General features: G+C 39.2%; 18 protein-coding genes. 12 read left to right on the top strand and 6 right to left on the bottom strand.

Features of this window, described 5'->3' with window-relative positions:
• Nucleotides 1-4 precede the first annotated feature (4 nt).
• On the bottom strand, nt 5-1,114 hold the full coding sequence (locus K1T76_RS07040) for a muconate/chloromuconate family cycloisomerase (RefSeq protein ID WP_230244936.1): 1,110 nt from the start codon (nt 1,112-1,114) through the stop codon (nt 5-7).
• A 115-nt stretch (nt 1,115-1,229) separates the two neighbouring features.
• Here K1T76_RS07040 and K1T76_RS07035 point away from each other — a divergent pair, with 115 nt between their 5' ends.
• The 3 genes from K1T76_RS07035 (at nt 1,230) to K1T76_RS07025 (ending at nt 5,241) form a co-directional block, all read left to right on the top strand.
• Nucleotides 1,230-2,144, top strand: coding sequence for a LysR family transcriptional regulator (locus K1T76_RS07035; protein WP_230244918.1), 915 nt, complete (start codon nt 1,230-1,232; stop codon nt 2,142-2,144).
• A gap of 287 nt (nt 2,145-2,431) precedes the next feature.
• Nucleotides 2,432-3,805: an MFS transporter gene (locus K1T76_RS07030; protein ID WP_230244916.1), complete on the top strand. Its 1,374-nt coding sequence runs from the start codon at nt 2,432-2,434 to the stop codon at nt 3,803-3,805.
• 107 nt (nt 3,806-3,912) lie between these two features.
• Complete coding sequence (locus K1T76_RS07025; protein ID WP_230244914.1) at nt 3,913-5,241, top strand: DcaP family trimeric outer membrane transporter; 1,329 nt, start codon at nt 3,913-3,915, stop codon at nt 5,239-5,241.
• A 76-nt stretch (nt 5,242-5,317) separates the two neighbouring features.
• Here the strand turns inward: K1T76_RS07025 and K1T76_RS07020 are convergent, their stop codons facing one another.
• Complete coding sequence (locus K1T76_RS07020) at nt 5,318-6,742, bottom strand: aminotransferase-like domain-containing protein (RefSeq protein WP_230244912.1); 1,425 nt, start codon at nt 6,740-6,742, stop codon at nt 5,318-5,320.
• A gap of 209 nt (nt 6,743-6,951) precedes the next feature.
• On the opposite strand from K1T76_RS07020, the gene K1T76_RS07015 reads away from it, so the two are divergent.
• The 5 genes from K1T76_RS07015 (at nt 6,952) to K1T76_RS06995 (ending at nt 9,814) form a co-directional block, all read left to right on the top strand.
• Nucleotides 6,952-7,101, top strand: coding sequence for a hypothetical protein (locus K1T76_RS07015; RefSeq protein WP_019837564.1), 150 nt, complete (start codon nt 6,952-6,954; stop codon nt 7,099-7,101).
• Nucleotides 7,102-7,284: 183 nt separating this feature from the next.
• On the top strand, nt 7,285-8,172 hold the full coding sequence (locus tag K1T76_RS07010; protein WP_230244910.1) for a DMT family transporter: 888 nt from the start codon (nt 7,285-7,287) through the stop codon (nt 8,170-8,172).
• A gap of 141 nt (nt 8,173-8,313) precedes the next feature.
• Nucleotides 8,314-8,691, top strand: coding sequence for an immunity protein Imm33 domain-containing protein (locus K1T76_RS07005; RefSeq protein WP_019837562.1), 378 nt, complete (start codon nt 8,314-8,316; stop codon nt 8,689-8,691).
• Nucleotides 8,681-9,139 carry a hypothetical protein gene (locus K1T76_RS07000; protein WP_230244908.1) on the top strand — a complete coding sequence of 153 codons (459 nt, stop codon included), beginning with the start codon at nt 8,681-8,683 and terminating at the stop codon, nt 9,137-9,139. Before K1T76_RS07005 ends, K1T76_RS07000 begins: the two co-directional genes overlap by 11 nt.
• A 186-nt stretch (nt 9,140-9,325) precedes the next feature.
• Nucleotides 9,326-9,814 carry a winged helix-turn-helix transcriptional regulator gene (locus tag K1T76_RS06995; protein ID WP_019837560.1) on the top strand — a complete coding sequence of 163 codons (489 nt, stop codon included), beginning with the start codon at nt 9,326-9,328 and terminating at the stop codon, nt 9,812-9,814.
• A 30-nt stretch (nt 9,815-9,844) separates the two neighbouring features.
• On the opposite strand, the gene K1T76_RS06990 is transcribed toward K1T76_RS06995, so the two are convergent.
• The 4 genes from K1T76_RS06990 to tusD form a co-directional block, all read right to left on the bottom strand.
• Nucleotides 9,845-10,156, bottom strand: coding sequence for a TusE/DsrC/DsvC family sulfur relay protein (locus tag K1T76_RS06990; RefSeq protein ID WP_026438171.1), 312 nt, complete (start codon nt 10,154-10,156; stop codon nt 9,845-9,847).
• Nucleotides 10,157-10,210: 54 nt separating this feature from the next.
• On the bottom strand, nt 10,211-10,495 hold the full coding sequence (locus K1T76_RS06985; protein ID WP_230244899.1) for a DsrH/TusB family sulfur metabolism protein: 285 nt from the start codon (nt 10,493-10,495) through the stop codon (nt 10,211-10,213).
• 65 nt (nt 10,496-10,560) lie between these two features.
• Nucleotides 10,561-10,911 (bottom strand): hypothetical protein, encoded by a 351-nt coding sequence (locus K1T76_RS06980; protein ID WP_230244897.1) that lies wholly within the window; start codon nt 10,909-10,911, stop codon nt 10,561-10,563.
• Between the two features lie 43 nt (nt 10,912-10,954).
• Nucleotides 10,955-11,323: a sulfurtransferase complex subunit TusD gene (gene tusD, locus K1T76_RS06975; RefSeq protein WP_230244895.1), complete on the bottom strand. Its 369-nt coding sequence runs from the start codon at nt 11,321-11,323 to the stop codon at nt 10,955-10,957.
• 60 nt (nt 11,324-11,383) lie between these two features.
• Between tusD and K1T76_RS06970 the strand changes: the two genes are divergently transcribed.
• The 4 genes from K1T76_RS06970 to K1T76_RS06955 all read left to right on the top strand — a co-directional run bounded on the left by K1T76_RS06970 (nt 11,384) and on the right by K1T76_RS06955 (nt 14,978).
• Nucleotides 11,384-12,388, top strand: coding sequence for an SDR family NAD(P)-dependent oxidoreductase (locus tag K1T76_RS06970; protein WP_230244893.1), 1,005 nt, complete (start codon nt 11,384-11,386; stop codon nt 12,386-12,388).
• Nucleotides 12,389-12,562: 174 nt separating this feature from the next.
• Nucleotides 12,563-13,957: a class II fumarate hydratase gene (fumC, locus tag K1T76_RS06965; RefSeq protein ID WP_230244892.1), complete on the top strand. Its 1,395-nt coding sequence runs from the start codon at nt 12,563-12,565 to the stop codon at nt 13,955-13,957.
• A 179-nt stretch (nt 13,958-14,136) separates the two neighbouring features.
• Nucleotides 14,137-14,283 carry a hypothetical protein gene (locus K1T76_RS06960; protein WP_230244890.1) on the top strand — a complete coding sequence of 49 codons (147 nt, stop codon included), beginning with the start codon at nt 14,137-14,139 and terminating at the stop codon, nt 14,281-14,283.
• A gap of 203 nt (nt 14,284-14,486) precedes the next feature.
• Nucleotides 14,487-14,978: a hypothetical protein gene (locus tag K1T76_RS06955; RefSeq protein WP_230244888.1), complete on the top strand. Its 492-nt coding sequence runs from the start codon at nt 14,487-14,489 to the stop codon at nt 14,976-14,978.
• The last annotated feature ends 100 nt before the right edge of the window (nt 14,979-15,078 follow it).

Raw genomic sequence — 15,078 nt, 5'->3', positions numbered from 1 at the left:
CTAATTACTGACGACGCAAGTTGTCAATTTTGTCTTCATCCAACTCAACGCCTAAACCCGCACCTGATGGAAGGTGTAACTCAAAGTCTTGGTACTGAAGTGGGGTTTTTAAAATTTCTTCGGTCAGCAGTAATGGACCAAATAATTCTGTGCCATAAGTTAAATTCTGGAAGGTCGAGAAGACATGCGCAGATGAAATCGTGCCTACAGGACCTTCAAGCATAGTGCCGCCATAAAGGTCAATACCTGCCAATTGTGCAACTGTGGCTACTTCACAGCCTTCAAGCAGACCAGCAGATTGAGCAACTTTGACTGCAAATACAGATGCAGCATGACGTTTTGCCAACTGATAAGCACTTTGTGGGCCTGTTAACGATTCATCTGCCATGATGGCAATATCAAATTTGCGCGTTAGACGCTCCATGGCATCAATGTTGTCAATTGCGCATGGTTGTTCAATTAAGTCGACACCGCCATCTTGTAAAAGCTGGATGCCTTTAATTGCGTCAAGCTCTGACCAAGCACGGTTTACGTCTACACGAATAGAAACGTCTTTACCTAAAGCTTGTTTAATAGCTAATACGTGTTCTACATCTTGCTCTACTGGGCGTGAACCTATTTTGAGCTTGAAGGTGTTGTGACGTTTTGCTGCAATCATTTTTTGTGCTTCAGCGATGTCTTTTTCTGTATCGCCAGATGCAAGTACCCATAAAACAGGAACCGAGTTGCGTAAGCGACCACCTAAAATTTCGCTTAAAGGTTGGTTTAAGCGCTGTGCTTGAATATCTAATAAAGCAGTTTGAATGGCACACTTCGCGAAACGGTTACCATTGATATTCTTTTTAATACCCTGTAGAGTTTGCGCAACATTTAAGCCAGCTAAAGTTTTTAGCAATGGTGCGAAATATGTTTCAATATTGGTTTTCACACTTTCTGGGCTTTCTTCACCATAGCCCAAGCCACCAATCGTGGTTGCTTCGCCCCAGCCAACAAAACCATCTTCAGTGGTGATTTTGACTAATACCAGAGTTTGGGTTTGCATGGTTGCAACCGCCATCTTGTGTGGACGGATGGTTGGTATTTCCAGCAGCAAAGTTTCTACTGACTTATACATGGTTTGCCCTTCATGTCATTGCTTTATTACATCTTGTGATATACCTTAAAAGAATAAATTGAATTGGTCTAAGATCAAATTTGCATTTTTTTATACTTTAAAGGTATTCTTAGCCATGGAACTCAGACATTTACGTTATTTTGTTGCTGTTGTAGAAGAGCAAAGTTTCACTAAGGCAGCAGAAAAACTCTTTATTGCTCAACCACCTTTGAGCAGACAGATTCAAAATTTAGAACAAGAGCTTGGAATCCAACTATTCGAGCGTGGAAGCAGGCCGCTTAAGACCACTGAGGCAGGGCAATTCTTTTATCAACATGCCGTTAAACTTTTGTCTAATGCGGAAGAAATTAAGTCGATGACAAAACGAGTCGGTATGACCGATCGTACCGTGACTATTGGCTTTGTTGGTTCTTTATTGTTCGGGTTATTATCAAGAATTGTGTATTTGTTTAAGCAGCAGCACCCGCATTTAAAAATAGAAATGGTGGAAATGAGCACCAATGACCAAATTCAAGCACTTAAAGAAGGCCGTATAGATGTTGGTTTTGGACGTTTAAGAATTTCTGATCCTGCAATTAAACGTATTTTATTACGTGAAGAACGCTTGATGGTTGCAGTCCATTCTAGCCACCCGTTCGCGACACAAAAAGAAGGTGCATATTTGGCAGATGTTGTTGATCAACATCTATTTTTATATCCAAACCACACTAAGCCAAATTTTTCTACTCAAATTCGTGGCGTGTTTTCTGAGCATGGTTTAGAACCTCGAAAAATTCGTGAAGTACGTGAATTACAATTGGCATTGGGTTTTGTTGCTGCAGGAGAGGGTGTGTGTATCGTGCCAGAAAGCGCTCAAAACATTCATTTGGCGCATTTGCATTTTATACCTCTATTAGATAACACGGCTGTAAGTCCTATATTTATGGCAATCCGTAATATGGATGAAAGTGAAGATATTCGATCTTTGTTTGACTGTATTTATCAAGTCTATGATTTGGAAGCTGTCACTTATGATCGCAATGTATTCTAGTAAAATGATATAAAACAAATACTTATAACTATATTTTTTATAAAAAGCACAGATATTTTAACAAAATACTGTTGTGTGAATTGCCTGAAAAAACTTGTTTAAGCATCACATCGCAGTATTTTTTTCGCCTTATTATTTTTATTAACACAAAAATCAATATATTACATTATTGTAGACTTTTTAGGTATGTATCCATGCCTATTCAGTTTTGGACAAATTTTAACTTTTTATTCATTGTGTGCATCTGAGTTGGAGTAACGGACTTCACAATTAGGAGGTGGAGCAAGATGCAAAGCAATAAAATTAATATCAATACCTTGATTGACGAGGCCAAGTTCACGCCATTTCATTGGGGTGTATTGTTTTGGTGTTTGATGATCATTATTTTTGACGGTTATGATTTGGTCATTTATGGGGTTGCATTGCCGCTGCTCATGCAAGAGTGGGCTTTAAGTGCAGTTCAAGCTGGCTTACTGGCCAGTACCGCATTATTTGGCATGATGTTTGGTGCCATGACCTTTGGTACGTTATCGGACAAGTTAGGTCGAAAAAAAACCATTATGATTTGTGTGGCTATTTTCAGTGGCTTTACATTCTTAGGTGCATTTGCAAGCAATCCAGTTGAATTTGGTATTTTACGTTTCCTTGCAGGGCTTGGTATTGGTGGTGTCATGCCAAACGTTGTGGCATTAATGACTGAATATGCACCAAAACGTATTCGTAGTACTTTGGTTGCGCTCATGTTTAGTGGTTATGCAATTGGCGGTATGACATCAGCATTATTGGGAGCATGGTTAGTGCCACAATTTGGCTGGAAAATCATGTTCTACATCGCGATTATTCCTTTAGTCGCTTTACCGCTCATTTGGAAATTCTTGCCTGAGTCACTCATGTATTTGACCAACAAGAAAGAAATAGAGCAAACCCGTACAATTGTGAAAAAAATTTCACCAAGCCATCAATTAAATGGTGACACTGAGTTTGTACTAAATGAGGTGACTAAAGGCGATGAAGCACCTGTAAAAGCATTGTTCCAACAAGGTCGTATGTTCAGTACTTTCATGTTCTGGATCGCATTCTTCATGTGCTTGTTGATGGTATATGCATTGGGTAGTTGGTTACCAAAATTAATGATCCAAGCGGGTTACTCACTTGGTGCAAGTATGATCTTCTTATTTGCCTTGAATATTGGCGGCATGATTGGCGCAATTGGAGGGGGGGCATTGGCTGACCGCTTCCATATCAAAAAAGTAGTGACCATTATGTTTATCTGTGGTGCAGCAGCATTAATTCTGCTTGGCTTTAACAGTCCACAAATTGTGTTGTATACCTTAATTGCAGTTGCAGGTGCAGCAACCATTGGTTCACAAATTCTGCTTTATACTTTTGTCGCACAATATTACCCATCTACTGTACGTTCTACAGGTATGGGCTGGGCGTCGGGTATTGGCCGTATCGGTGCAATCGTTGGACCAGTACTCACAGGTGCACTATTAACCATGAATTTACCGCACCAAATGAACTTCTTTGCTATTGCGATTCCAGGTGTAATTGCTGCCTTAGCAATCTTCATGGTGAATTTAAAAACGTCTGTAGAAGCTAAAGCTGCTGTGGAACCTGTTTTAAACAGCAATCCAGTCACTCAAAAAGCAACCCAATAATTTCTTTATCTTTTTTTAATCTAAAGTCATCAATGATATAGATCGCCATCTTAAGCGATGGTGATCTGTTGCTAGATTTTGATGGCACAATAATAAGTGAGTTTAGGATGAACACGAAAACATTAACCCAATCCACACATTTTCAACCTACAACGGTTCGACCAACAATGCAGCGCACGCTCATGATGAGCATGATTGCATTGAGCATGGGCGGTATGAGTGTTGCAGCACAAGCGCAAACTCAACAGCAAAAAGAAATTGAACAACTTAGACAAGAGGTTCAGGCTTTACGTGGTTTGATTGAGCAGCAAAAAGTACAAAATGCACAAACAGCAACGGCAATCGCCAATGTCCAACGTACTGCAGAAGCACCAGTTGCTAATCTTGTATTAAAAACTGCCAAAGGTGCCGAATTTAATTTATATGGTAACGTGCGTTTAGATGCTTCTTATCAGGTAGAAGGCGGCGCTAAAGATATGCCGTATAACCAAATTAACGGTGTACCACTTGAAGGAAATAATGAACAAAGTGATCGTTTAAGATCAACACTTTCAGCAACCCGTATAGGTTTAGATTTTAAAAGCCCAGTGGGTGATCAAGACGTAAAAGGTAAAATCGAAGTTGACTTCTTAGGTGGAGCAAACCTTGATAATTTACGTATTCGCCATGCTTATTTGAACTACGGAAATTGGTTGATTGGTCAAACTTGGTCAAACTTTGCGATTCCAGACTATATGCCTGAAACCATTGATGCTTTGGCGTATGTTGGTGGCGCGGTAAAACGTACACCTCAAGTACGTTATACAACAAAGTTTAGCCCACAAACCAATTTAGTGGTTGCAGCTGAAGACCCTAAAGACAGTTCAATCAACCAGCGTTTACCTGCATTAACTGCGCGTTTAAATCATCAGTTTGCAGATAATTTAAATGTCAGCCTACGTGCGATGGGACATGAAAAACGTGTCAATTCTGATGAAGAAATGGCTTGGGGCGTCGGTGTCGGTGCAAAATATGATGTTGTACCAGGCACGACTTTAAAAGCCGATTATTACCATGTAAAAGGGGATAGCAGCTTTGTGTCATTCACGAATAAAGGCGTGGTTGCTCAGACAAATGGTAGTCTTATTCAAAGCGAGTTTGACTCAATCATGGTTGGTATTACACAAAAGTTTGGTGACAACGTGCATGGTACTTTAGGTTATGGTTATATGAATTTTGACAAAGACCCTAACTATATTGCAGCTACACCAGACAAAACTACGATTAACAAAGATTTATGGCAAACTTGGGCAAACGTATTCTATAGCCCTCGTAAACCGTTAAGCTTTGGTCTTGAATATGTTTATGGTGAGCGTGAAGCATTCGGTGAAGCTGCGAATGGCAATAAAACAGGTGAAGATAATCGTTTAAATCTCGTGGCGATTTATAACTTCTAAAAATGCACTTTAAACTACAAAAGAGCTGAGTCAAAAACTCAGCTTTTTTTATTGTCGGGTGATCGGCTCTGTAATTCTAGGCATGAGTATATTGCGTGATGTGCTGTTGTATCACCTCAGACAAAACATCTAGTGCAGCAGCAATATTACTGTTCCAAGCAAAAGAGCAATTTAAACGAATAAAGTTTTGGCTGACTTGTTCAGAACGGAACAGTTGGCTTGGCGCAATGCCAATATTATTTTGAATCAATTGCTCATAAATTGTATAGCCATCTAAATATGCAGGCAGTTCAATCCATAAAAAATAACCACTAGAATAGTAGTGAATTTTGCAAGCTGGATTTAAGCGCTTTTTCAACTGCTGATAAAACACTTTCTTATGTTTTTCCAGTTCTTTGCGTAATTGGCGCAAATGTTTTTCGTAATGATGGTGTGAAAGAAAATCGACCAAAGTATTTTGGAGTAATGGGCTTGCCGAAACCGTGCTCATTAGCTGAAAATGCTCAATAGCATGAGAAAATTGTCCTGCATAAACCCAACCGACCCGCACAGCAGAACCCAAAGTTTTAGAAAAAGAAGCGCAATGCAGTACGCGTTGTTGTCGGTCAAAATACTTCATGGGTAGCGGTTTTTGCGTCCCGTAATACAATTCTTGATAGACATCATCTTCAATTAAATACACTTGATATTCTTCAAGCAAATTTGCAATCCGTTGCTTAATTTCATCTCTGACACTAAAGCCAATGGGGTTATGAATATTTAACATCAACCAGCAGACTTTAATCGGGTATTGTTTTAGTGCTTGTTCAAATGACTCTAAATCGAAACCTGAAACAGGGTGTTCTGGAATGGTAATCACCTGTAAACCAAGACGTTCAGCTGCTTGCCATGCACCATAGAAAATAGTTTCTTGTAATAAAATAAAATCTCCAGGTTTGGTCAACGCTTGTAATGACAAATTGAGCGCATCTAAAGCACCTGATGTGATGACAATATCATTTGCATGGGTGGGTATGCCTTGCAAACAGTAGCGATTTGCAATGATAGTTCTTAATTCATAATTGCCTGGTGGCATGTGGTCATGGCTCATATAACTGGCTTTTCGCTTGGCATGCTGCGCTAAAATTTGCATGAATTTGGGGTTAAACAGCAATTCTGCATTGGGGAAGGCAGAACCCAAAGGGCTGACATCTGCAGGCTGAATTGATTTTAAATAGCCAAAGACCAAAGAGTTCATTTGAATATGTGCATTTAAACTCAAGCTGCTTGGTACAGGTTGCTCCGTTTGATTGAGACGTTCTGCAACATAAAAACCTGACTTTTGTTTGGTATATACCAATCCCTGCGCTTCAAGTTCTTGATAAGCGTTCAGTACGGTCATTAAGCTATAACCACTGATTTGTGATTGTTCTCTTAACGAAGGCAACTTACTATGTGCTTTCCATGCGCCATTTTCAATAAGTTGCCGAATGTTTAACGCCAATTGTTCAGATTTATACATGGTACGACTCAATCATTTTTTTGCATCTGTTAATTATTTTGATCTATTTTTGGATTTAAAACATTAAATAAACGTTATTTTTATAACAGATGGGTGTGAATCTAAAATAATCTGTTATAGTTTTTAATGAATATTTTGTATCTATAGTAATGGATTAAAATTTTGCATAATCGCTATATTCCCCAAAATCTGGTTAGATTGGAGTTGATATGCAAGAAGATAACTCACGCAAACCTCAGAAATATGCCGATAGCAGTATTTCAGATAAAGCATTTAAGCACATGATTATTTGGTTTACCGTGTATGTGGCTTTATTTTGTATTGGCGTAGCTGTAGTGATAAATTTAGATAAGTTATAACAGTCTCTTGAATAACAGGATCTCTAAATCGGTTCAAGATATGAAAGCATTCATTTGAATTTTAATGAATGCTTTTTTGTTGATAAAACGATCATCAAGGTATATCTGAAAAGCAATAAAGATCGCAAAAATAACGGAATAGGCGTAAATTATAACTTTATCAGTAAAGCATTTGTGGTTGCAATGATTTCGAGTTGGGTGCTCTTTACCTTAATGGCTGCATTTATGCAGGCATGGCGCAATGCCTTTCAAAAACAACTCAGCACAAGTGTAGATGTTTATGGCGTGACTTTGGCACGTTTTATTTTTGCCTTGCCTTTTGCACTGGCGTATTTAAGCATTTTACAATGGCAGCAGCCTGTACAAGCAAAACTGCATTTTAGTTCGATGTTTTGGCTGTATATCATTATTGCAGCAGTGTGTCAGATTTTAGCCACAGCTTTAATGGTAAAACTGTTTCAACAGAAAAATTATGCGGTGGGTGTCGGACTTGCCAAAAGTGAAGCAGTTTTAGCCGCAATTGTAGGCGTGATTTTCCTACAAGAACATTTAAGCGCATTGGCTTGGTTCGGCGTTGCGATTGGTGGGATTGCGGTATTTCTGGTGAGTAAAGGCAATCAACGCAGTGATTTTTCATTCACAACTTTAGCCATTGGAATCGGTAGTGGACTCAGCTTCGCGGTGACTTCTTTATTGGTGCGTGAAGCCAGTCTAGAACTCGATTTCTTACCGTTTATTCATCGTGCTGCATGGGTTTTGGTGTGGGTTATTGGCTTACAATGTTTTATCTTATTGGCTTTTTTAGGTATATTTAAACGACATACCTTGTATGCCATGTGGCAGCGGGTGGGATTAACTTTTAAAGTGAGCGTCTGCAGTTTTTTAGCATCACTAGGTTGGTTTAGTGCCATGAGTATGCAAACTGTAGCGATTGTGAAAACACTCGGACAAATTGAAATATTATTCAGCTTACTAATTTCAGCCTATTTCTTTAAAGAAAAACTTGCTCGTACCGATCATTGGGGATTGGGATTGGTCGTGCTTGCGGCAATGTTGGTGATTTGGGCGTAGGGTTATATTTCAAAGCTATGTAATTTCAAATCTATGTTATATCCTTTGCATTTGATTTAAGGATCTCAGAAATATAAAAATAAAGATTCTCTATCCGTACAATCTCGTTAGAATACTCACAGCGTATCTTAGAGAATTGTCATGTCTAAACCACAGCAAAAACAAAAAAACTCAGCCTTAGCAGAATTGATAGAAGAACAAAAACTGCTCTGTGAAGAGTTTGGTTCAGCCTATATTGCAGTGAGTGGCGATGATGTTATCGCAGTTGCAGTCCAGACCTTAAATAAAGACCCAATTGTGGGATTGCGTAAAGCGCCAGAAGGGGAAGAAAAAGTTGCGTGGTATATTTATGGCGGTGAACTGGGTGAAGATGAAGTGAGCTTTGAAACCATGCCTGTACGCGAGTTGCAAGACATTTTACCCGATGTGCTTCCATACTTGGCTTTAGAGCAAGGCTACCGCTTTATGATTGATGCAGATGACTATGAAGATGTCTGGAAAGAAGGCGATGCGTCTTAAGTTTATGCGTATGCTAAGCATGGCAAAAATATTGGTGAGCATGTTACTTGGAATGCAAGGTCTGAGTGTCATGGCACAAGGTATTCAAGCACAGCAGTTGGCGTTTGAAGAATCCCCTACACCAATTACAATCCAACATGCAGTCAATGGATTGACTCAAACACAATATCAAGACTTATTAAATCAATACACGCAAATTGTGAATGACAGCAAAAAAGTATTGGATGATCCTGCTAGTCAAGCAACGGCAGAACAACAAAAACAGGCATTTTGTGCACGCTATCAAGCCTATAAAAATATTGCTGAAATTTCCGAGCACAATCCAAACTTGTATCCTGCACCTATGATGTTAATGGTGGCAAAGCGTTATTTAGAGCAGCAGCACAATAGTTTTGCAACTTCAGGGATGACCGAACAAGTTTTTTGTGCAGGTTCTACATCTAAATAGTAATCTGTCTATAAGTAAATAATAAATCTGAAGATGCCGACATTTAAAACTCAAAAATTGAGGATTACTTTTGTGCAGATTGTCAAGTCATGCATCATTTTTATTGATTTTCATGTAAAACTGACTTTGCAAAGCCTGTAGAATCTTTTAACTTGCAGGTAGTGGACTGCGGAATAGACGACATACATGAAATGGGATGAAATTGGTGAGCAGCCTTGTTCGATTGCACGAACTTTGTCGGTGATTGGTGACCGTTGGACGATGCTGATTATTCGTAATGCCTTTATGGGCATGCATCGTTTTGATGATTTTCAACAACATTTGGGCGTCACGCGGCATGTATTGTCGGATCGTTTAAAGCGTTTGGTGGAACATGAAATTTTAGTCAAAGTGCCTTATGTAGAACGCCAAGAACGTTTTGAATATAAACTGACTGAGAAAGGCTTGGAGCTTTATCCCTTAATGCTGTCTATGGCAAATTGGGCAGATAAATGGATGGATCAAGGTTTAGGTAAGCCTGTGGAATACATCCATAAAAATTGTGCTAAAACGTTTCAGCCTGTCGTGGTATGTTCAGAATGTGGCGAAGAACTGCATGCGAAACAGGTGAAGCCACAATTTACCTCAGTGTATTATCAGTACATCCAAGCACAGCAGAATTTAAAACAAGTCTAAATCAGTGTCGTATTCATCAGGAGCAATTTGTTATAAGCAGTTCGCTGGTTTAGGAATACCCGCTAAACGGCTTAAATGACGCGCCACTAAACCTGTATTAAATTTTTCCTGCAAAACAGCATTGTTAATTTCTGGGCTTACAGTTTTCATTAAAAATTTGATTAAAGGGCGGGTTGCAGGTGAGTGTCCAAATTGCTGATAAAATTGGCGTACAGCGTGCAAAATCTCAAAATGCCAAGCCGTGAGTTCGAGCGCTAAACTTTGCGCCAGTTCTTGTGCAACTTGTTCATTCCAAACAGTGTAATCCAGCAAATGTCCATCTTGATCTAATTCTAGTGTCATCTCTTGTTTCATTCACCCTTAAAAATGCTTTGAGTTTTGTATCATTACGGCGTGTTATTTTAAGCTAATACAGCGCTGATGTGCTAAACACAGCGTTGTAAAAGCTGCATAATCAATTGGATGTACGTTTTTTGCCAAATGACCATTCAATATTTCTGCATCATTTTCCAGTACATATATTTTGTCTAGCTGGGCACAAAGCGGATGGTGTTGATGCAATACCGCATCACCCATCAGTACAACGCTATCTTGCGGAGCGTACAGAGCGTTTAGCTCTGCTAAAATTGCTGCTGTGCTATCAAATCTCGCTTGGATTAAATATAAATTTGCGTCAGTCATGCTTTTCTCTTTAGATGTTTAGATGTGGTCAAATGATCAATCAAACTGTTAAACCACCAATCAATCTACCAATATAAAACCCGATCAAAACTTTGAATCAGCTCGCGATTCAGTTCCACCCATTCAATCTCATGTACCGTATTTTTGATAAACGGTGAGTGAGCATGTTTATGTTCAATCAAAATTGGGCTGAGGTCATAAAACTCAAAGCTATCGACCAAGTTGGATGCCACTTTAAAGGCATGTTTAAGTGAATCAAAAGCCAGTTCCGACTGTAATAGGCTTAATGCCGCATCTTGTAATAATACTTTGACTTCACAACCAAAAGTTGCCAGTACCATTGTTGCTGACAAGCTTTCATGTACTTGTAAGCTGTTTAAATTGGCCTGACGTAAAACCACGAGTACTGTTTTCACACAATTTACCTTTTAAATGCAACAGATTTACAAAATGAATCGCTTAAAATTGAATCAGGCGTTCTGTGGTTTGCACTGCATCGGCCAGTTCGCCCAAGCCAACCAATTCAAAGCCTGCAGCTAAATTGTGTTGGCTGAGTTGATGGCGTTTGGCATTGTCTGCATCGCTAATACCACGTGCCAGTGCTGCACTTACACATACCGGTAAACGAATAGACAATTTTTGCCATTCTGTTTTGAGATTGCGTTGATCATCGGGTACCCATTGCAACTCATTCGCTACAGCAACGCCATCTTGATAAAAAAACACACGAAAAGCCTCATTTTTCTGTTGTAAGGCTTGAGCAAGACCAAGTGCATGCCATGCATGAATAGAGGTTGGTGGGGAGGTTATTAGTAATAAGGTGCTCATCAAAATTCACTAATGCAATGTGCTAAGGCGCATTCAGACTTTATAAAAAAGGTAGTATAAATGATTTTAGTGACTGGTGGTTTAGGCTTTATAGGCTCACACATTGCATTAAGCCTCATGGCTCAAGGGCAAGAGGTCATTATTGTAGATAATTTATCCAATGCAAGTATGCAGACCTTAGAGCGACTTGAATATATTGCAGGGCGTTATGTGCCTTTTGCCAAATTGGATGTTAGAAATACGCCCGCGCTGAACAAAGTTTTTGAACAATATTCAATTACTGCAGTGGTGCATTGTGCAGGGTTTAAATCTTTAGAAGAATCAGTACTCAAACCGCTCGAATATTATAACGATAATGTCAGTTCTATTATGAGTTTATTGCGTTCTATGCAACGTACAGGCGTGCGTCGTTTGGTGCATCTTTCAAGTATAACGGTCTATGGAAAGTCTGGATTGAATTTAGAAGAAAGCCAGAGCTTTAATTACAGCTACGCCAATCCGTATGTAAAATCTCAACAGATGGTTGAAGAAATCATCCGCGATACTTTTAGAACTGATCATGAATGGAACATTGCTATTTTGCGCTTGAGTAATATAGCAGGCGCATTTGAACACGGTATTTTAGGCGAAGTCGTTGCACCATTACCTAAAAATATTGTTCCTTTGGCGATGCAAGTTGCAGTAAAACAGCGTGAAGCAATTGAATTACGTCAGCAAGCCAATACTGCAGATCAAACCGTAGAACGCAGCTTTGTGCATGTACTAGATGTCTGTGAGGCTGTCATCGCAAGCCTGCATTGGTTATTCGAACAAACACATAGCTGCGAAGCCTTTAATATTGCAGGAGATGTGGTGTCAATTCAGCAGTTACTTGCACGTATCGCTGAAGTCACCGATGCGGAAATTGCTACAGTTCCTGCAATTCATTATGAATATCCTGAGTTGGATCAATTAGGTGCAGTCGTAGATAAGGCACAACAGTATTTACACTGGCAGCCAAAACGTAATTTGGAAAAAATGCTAGAGGATGAATGGCGTTTTTATCAAAATACGCTCAAGCATTAAAACTAGCGCGATACAACTCGTTGAAACTCTATTCACGAAGACTTATAGCTGAAACAAATACAACGTAACGGAATTATTGATAATAATTATCATTTACTTGATTGTCTGGTTTTTATAAGATCAATACAAGAATACATGACATCATAACGAAATCACGAAGGAATAAGGCTGAACATGCAAACACGTATTGAACATGACACTATGGGTGAAGTTGAAGTTCCGAATAATGCACTTTGGGGCGCGCAAACTCAGCGCAGCTTACAAAATTTTAAAATAGGTAATGAGCGTTTACCACGCGCCATGATTCGCGCGATGGGCTTAGTTAAAAAAGCGGCGGCAATCACTAATGCAAACTTAAGGCAAATCCCTCAAGAACTGGCGCAGTACATTGTTGGTGCAGCAGATGAAGTCATTGCAGGGCAGTGGGATAGTCAATTTCCTTTGGTGGTGTGGCAAACCGGTTCGGGGACGCAAAGTAACATGAACTGTAATGAAGTGATTGCCAATATTGCCAATCAGAAACTAGGTCATCCGTTAGGTGCACAGAATCCTGTACATCCGAATGATCATGTCAACCGTGCCCAATCAACCAATGATTCTTTTCCAACTGCAATTCATGTGGCAGCGAGTTTGCAAATTAATGAACTGCTCATTCCTGCAGTAAAGAGTTTGCGCGATACGTTGCATGCGAAAAGTGAAGAATTTTCTGAAATTGTCAAAATTGGACGTACACATTTACAAGATGCGACACCATTAACTTTAGGGCAGGAATTTAGTGGCTATGTATCGCAGCTAGATCATGGTTTAAAACGTCTAGAACAGGCTTTAACAGGCTTGTATGAGTTGCCATTGGGCGGTACAGCAGTCGGTACAGGCTTAAATGCACACCCTGATTATGCGGTAGAAGTAGCTGAAAAATTGGCACAGCTTACAGGCTTAGCTTTTGTGACTGCACCCAATAAGTTTGAGGCTTTGGCTGGGCGTGATGCTGCGGTATTTGCTTCAGGTGCATTAAAAACTTTGGCGGTGAGTTTAAATAAAATTGCCAATGATATTCGTTGGTTAGCCAGCGGCCCACGTTGTGGTTTGGGTGAATTGCGAATTCCAGAAAATGAACCTGGTTCAAGTATTATGCCGGGCAAGGTTAATCCAACACAAAGCGAAGCAATGACCATGGTAGTTGCACAAGTGTTGGGTAATGACACCACAATTAATGTGGCAGGCGCATCGGGCAATTTTGAACTCAATGTATTTATGCCAGTGATCGCATATAACTTATTGCAATCTATTCAACTCTTGGGTGATGCTTGCAATAGCTTTAATGAACATTGCGCCGTGGGCATTCAAGCAAACCGTGAAAAAATAGATCACTTTTTGCATGATTCACTCATGTTAGTCACTGCTTTGAATCCTGTAATTGGTTATGAGAATGCAGCGAAGGTAGCTAAAAAGGCTTATAAGGAAAATAAAACCTTAAAGCAAGTTGCAGTAGAGCTGAATTTGGTCACAGCAGAGCAGTTTGATGAAGTGGTACGTCCAGAACAGATGATTGCACCAAACACCAAATAGTCAGTTTAAGCATAGTTAAAGGTCTGTGTTTGTCTGCTTATGATGCGAGATAAACACAGACTTTGTTTATAAAAATCAGCGAAACTGTTGCAGATTAGTAAGGAGTAACCCGAACATTATTGATGTTAAGTCAAATTCATTTTATTTATAAACAGATATCATGAAATAAGGAAATTAATATGAGCAATATCAATTCATCTAATCAAGAATCTAAGCCTCAAAAAGAGTCCAATGAGGATAAGGGTAAGCACGATCTTTATAAAAATACCGAGCCACAGAAAAAGCCAAATACAGAACCAGACCATCCGCTTAAGGAGCAAAAGTAAGTAGTTTGGTCTGAGATTTAAAACCAAATGGTAAGTTAGTCGCAATTTGGCGGCTCTCTTCTTTGTGGGACTTTAGCTGAAGTACAAGCAACAACACAGCATTGAATAAATTATGATTATTGATAAAATGCATCTCCCTTGTTGTTTAGGTGTTTGCTTATTACGCCGTAAATAACAATTTTTAGAATTTAAGGTTTTATTCAATGCTCTCAATTTATTTAACAGATGTTCAGCAACACGTGCAATTTAAAGATTACCCGGGTGAGCAGCCTGTTAAATTTATCTTGAATTTTAAAAAGATTTTTCCAAGTGTAATGGAGCTTTTACTACCTGTATTGCCTGAAAATGAAAATCTGGAAGAAATGACGTGGGAATCGACCACTGCAGATTTAGAATTATTTAAGTTGTTGCTCAGTGGGTGGGGCGTAATTGAATTACGTTTAAATGCGCTCAGTCAGTTCAAAGGCAAGACATTTGCAGATCAATTGGTGAAACAAGCCCAACAAAAACGTAAAGACTTCGCCAAAGCCCAACAACAATTACAAACTGTAGAGCTAGATTATTTATTTATGCATGAAACACATGCCTTAATTGATGCAGAATTGGTAGAAGTAGGTGAAAAGTTCTATTTGCCAATTTTGCGTGATTTATGGAAAGGTAAAGTATCTACAAAGGTATTGGAAGTGAAGTTTTAAGAACAAACCCATATTAAAAAGCTGCTTCGGCAGCTTTTATTTTTTTATAGAATCATACAAGACGATTAGCATCCACTTGCGAATTTAAGATTAACCCAAA

The organism is Acinetobacter sp. PW68 (assembly GCF_020982655.1).
In the GTDB taxonomy this organism is placed as follows: domain Bacteria; phylum Pseudomonadota; class Gammaproteobacteria; order Pseudomonadales; family Moraxellaceae; genus Acinetobacter; species Acinetobacter towneri_A.
This window is presented reverse-complemented; position numbering and strand designations above follow the sequence as displayed.

Bases quoted from the DNA above. Each gene is read 5' to 3' on its own strand.
- K1T76_RS07040 (WP_230244936.1), bottom strand. From the start codon at position 1,114: ATGTATAAGTCAGTAGAAACTTTGCTGCTGGAAATACCAACCATCCGT.
- K1T76_RS07035 (WP_230244918.1), top strand. From the start codon at position 1,230: ATGGAACTCAGACATTTACGTTATTTTGTTGCTGTTGTAGAAGAGCAA.
- K1T76_RS07030 (WP_230244916.1), top strand. From the start codon at position 2,432: ATGCAAAGCAATAAAATTAATATCAATACCTTGATTGACGAGGCCAAG.
- K1T76_RS07025 (WP_230244914.1), top strand. From the start codon at position 3,913: ATGAACACGAAAACATTAACCCAATCCACACATTTTCAACCTACAACG.
- K1T76_RS07020 (WP_230244912.1), bottom strand. From the start codon at position 6,742: ATGTATAAATCTGAACAATTGGCGTTAAACATTCGGCAACTTATTGAA.
- K1T76_RS07015 (WP_019837564.1), top strand. From the start codon at position 6,952: ATGCAAGAAGATAACTCACGCAAACCTCAGAAATATGCCGATAGCAGT.
- K1T76_RS07010 (WP_230244910.1), top strand. From the start codon at position 7,285: ATGATTTCGAGTTGGGTGCTCTTTACCTTAATGGCTGCATTTATGCAG.
- K1T76_RS07005 (WP_019837562.1), top strand. From the start codon at position 8,314: ATGTCTAAACCACAGCAAAAACAAAAAAACTCAGCCTTAGCAGAATTG.
- K1T76_RS07000 (WP_230244908.1), top strand. From the start codon at position 8,681: ATGCGTCTTAAGTTTATGCGTATGCTAAGCATGGCAAAAATATTGGTG.
- K1T76_RS06995 (WP_019837560.1), top strand. From the start codon at position 9,326: ATGAAATGGGATGAAATTGGTGAGCAGCCTTGTTCGATTGCACGAACT.
- K1T76_RS06990 (WP_026438171.1), bottom strand. From the start codon at position 10,156: ATGACACTAGAATTAGATCAAGATGGACATTTGCTGGATTACACTGTT.
- K1T76_RS06985 (WP_230244899.1), bottom strand. From the start codon at position 10,495: ATGACTGACGCAAATTTATATTTAATCCAAGCGAGATTTGATAGCACA.
- tusD (WP_230244895.1), bottom strand. From the start codon at position 11,323: ATGAGCACCTTATTACTAATAACCTCCCCACCAACCTCTATTCATGCA.
- K1T76_RS06970 (WP_230244893.1), top strand. From the start codon at position 11,384: ATGATTTTAGTGACTGGTGGTTTAGGCTTTATAGGCTCACACATTGCA.
- fumC (WP_230244892.1), top strand. From the start codon at position 12,563: ATGCAAACACGTATTGAACATGACACTATGGGTGAAGTTGAAGTTCCG.
- K1T76_RS06960 (WP_230244890.1), top strand. From the start codon at position 14,137: ATGAGCAATATCAATTCATCTAATCAAGAATCTAAGCCTCAAAAAGAG.
- K1T76_RS06955 (WP_230244888.1), top strand. From the start codon at position 14,487: ATGCTCTCAATTTATTTAACAGATGTTCAGCAACACGTGCAATTTAAA.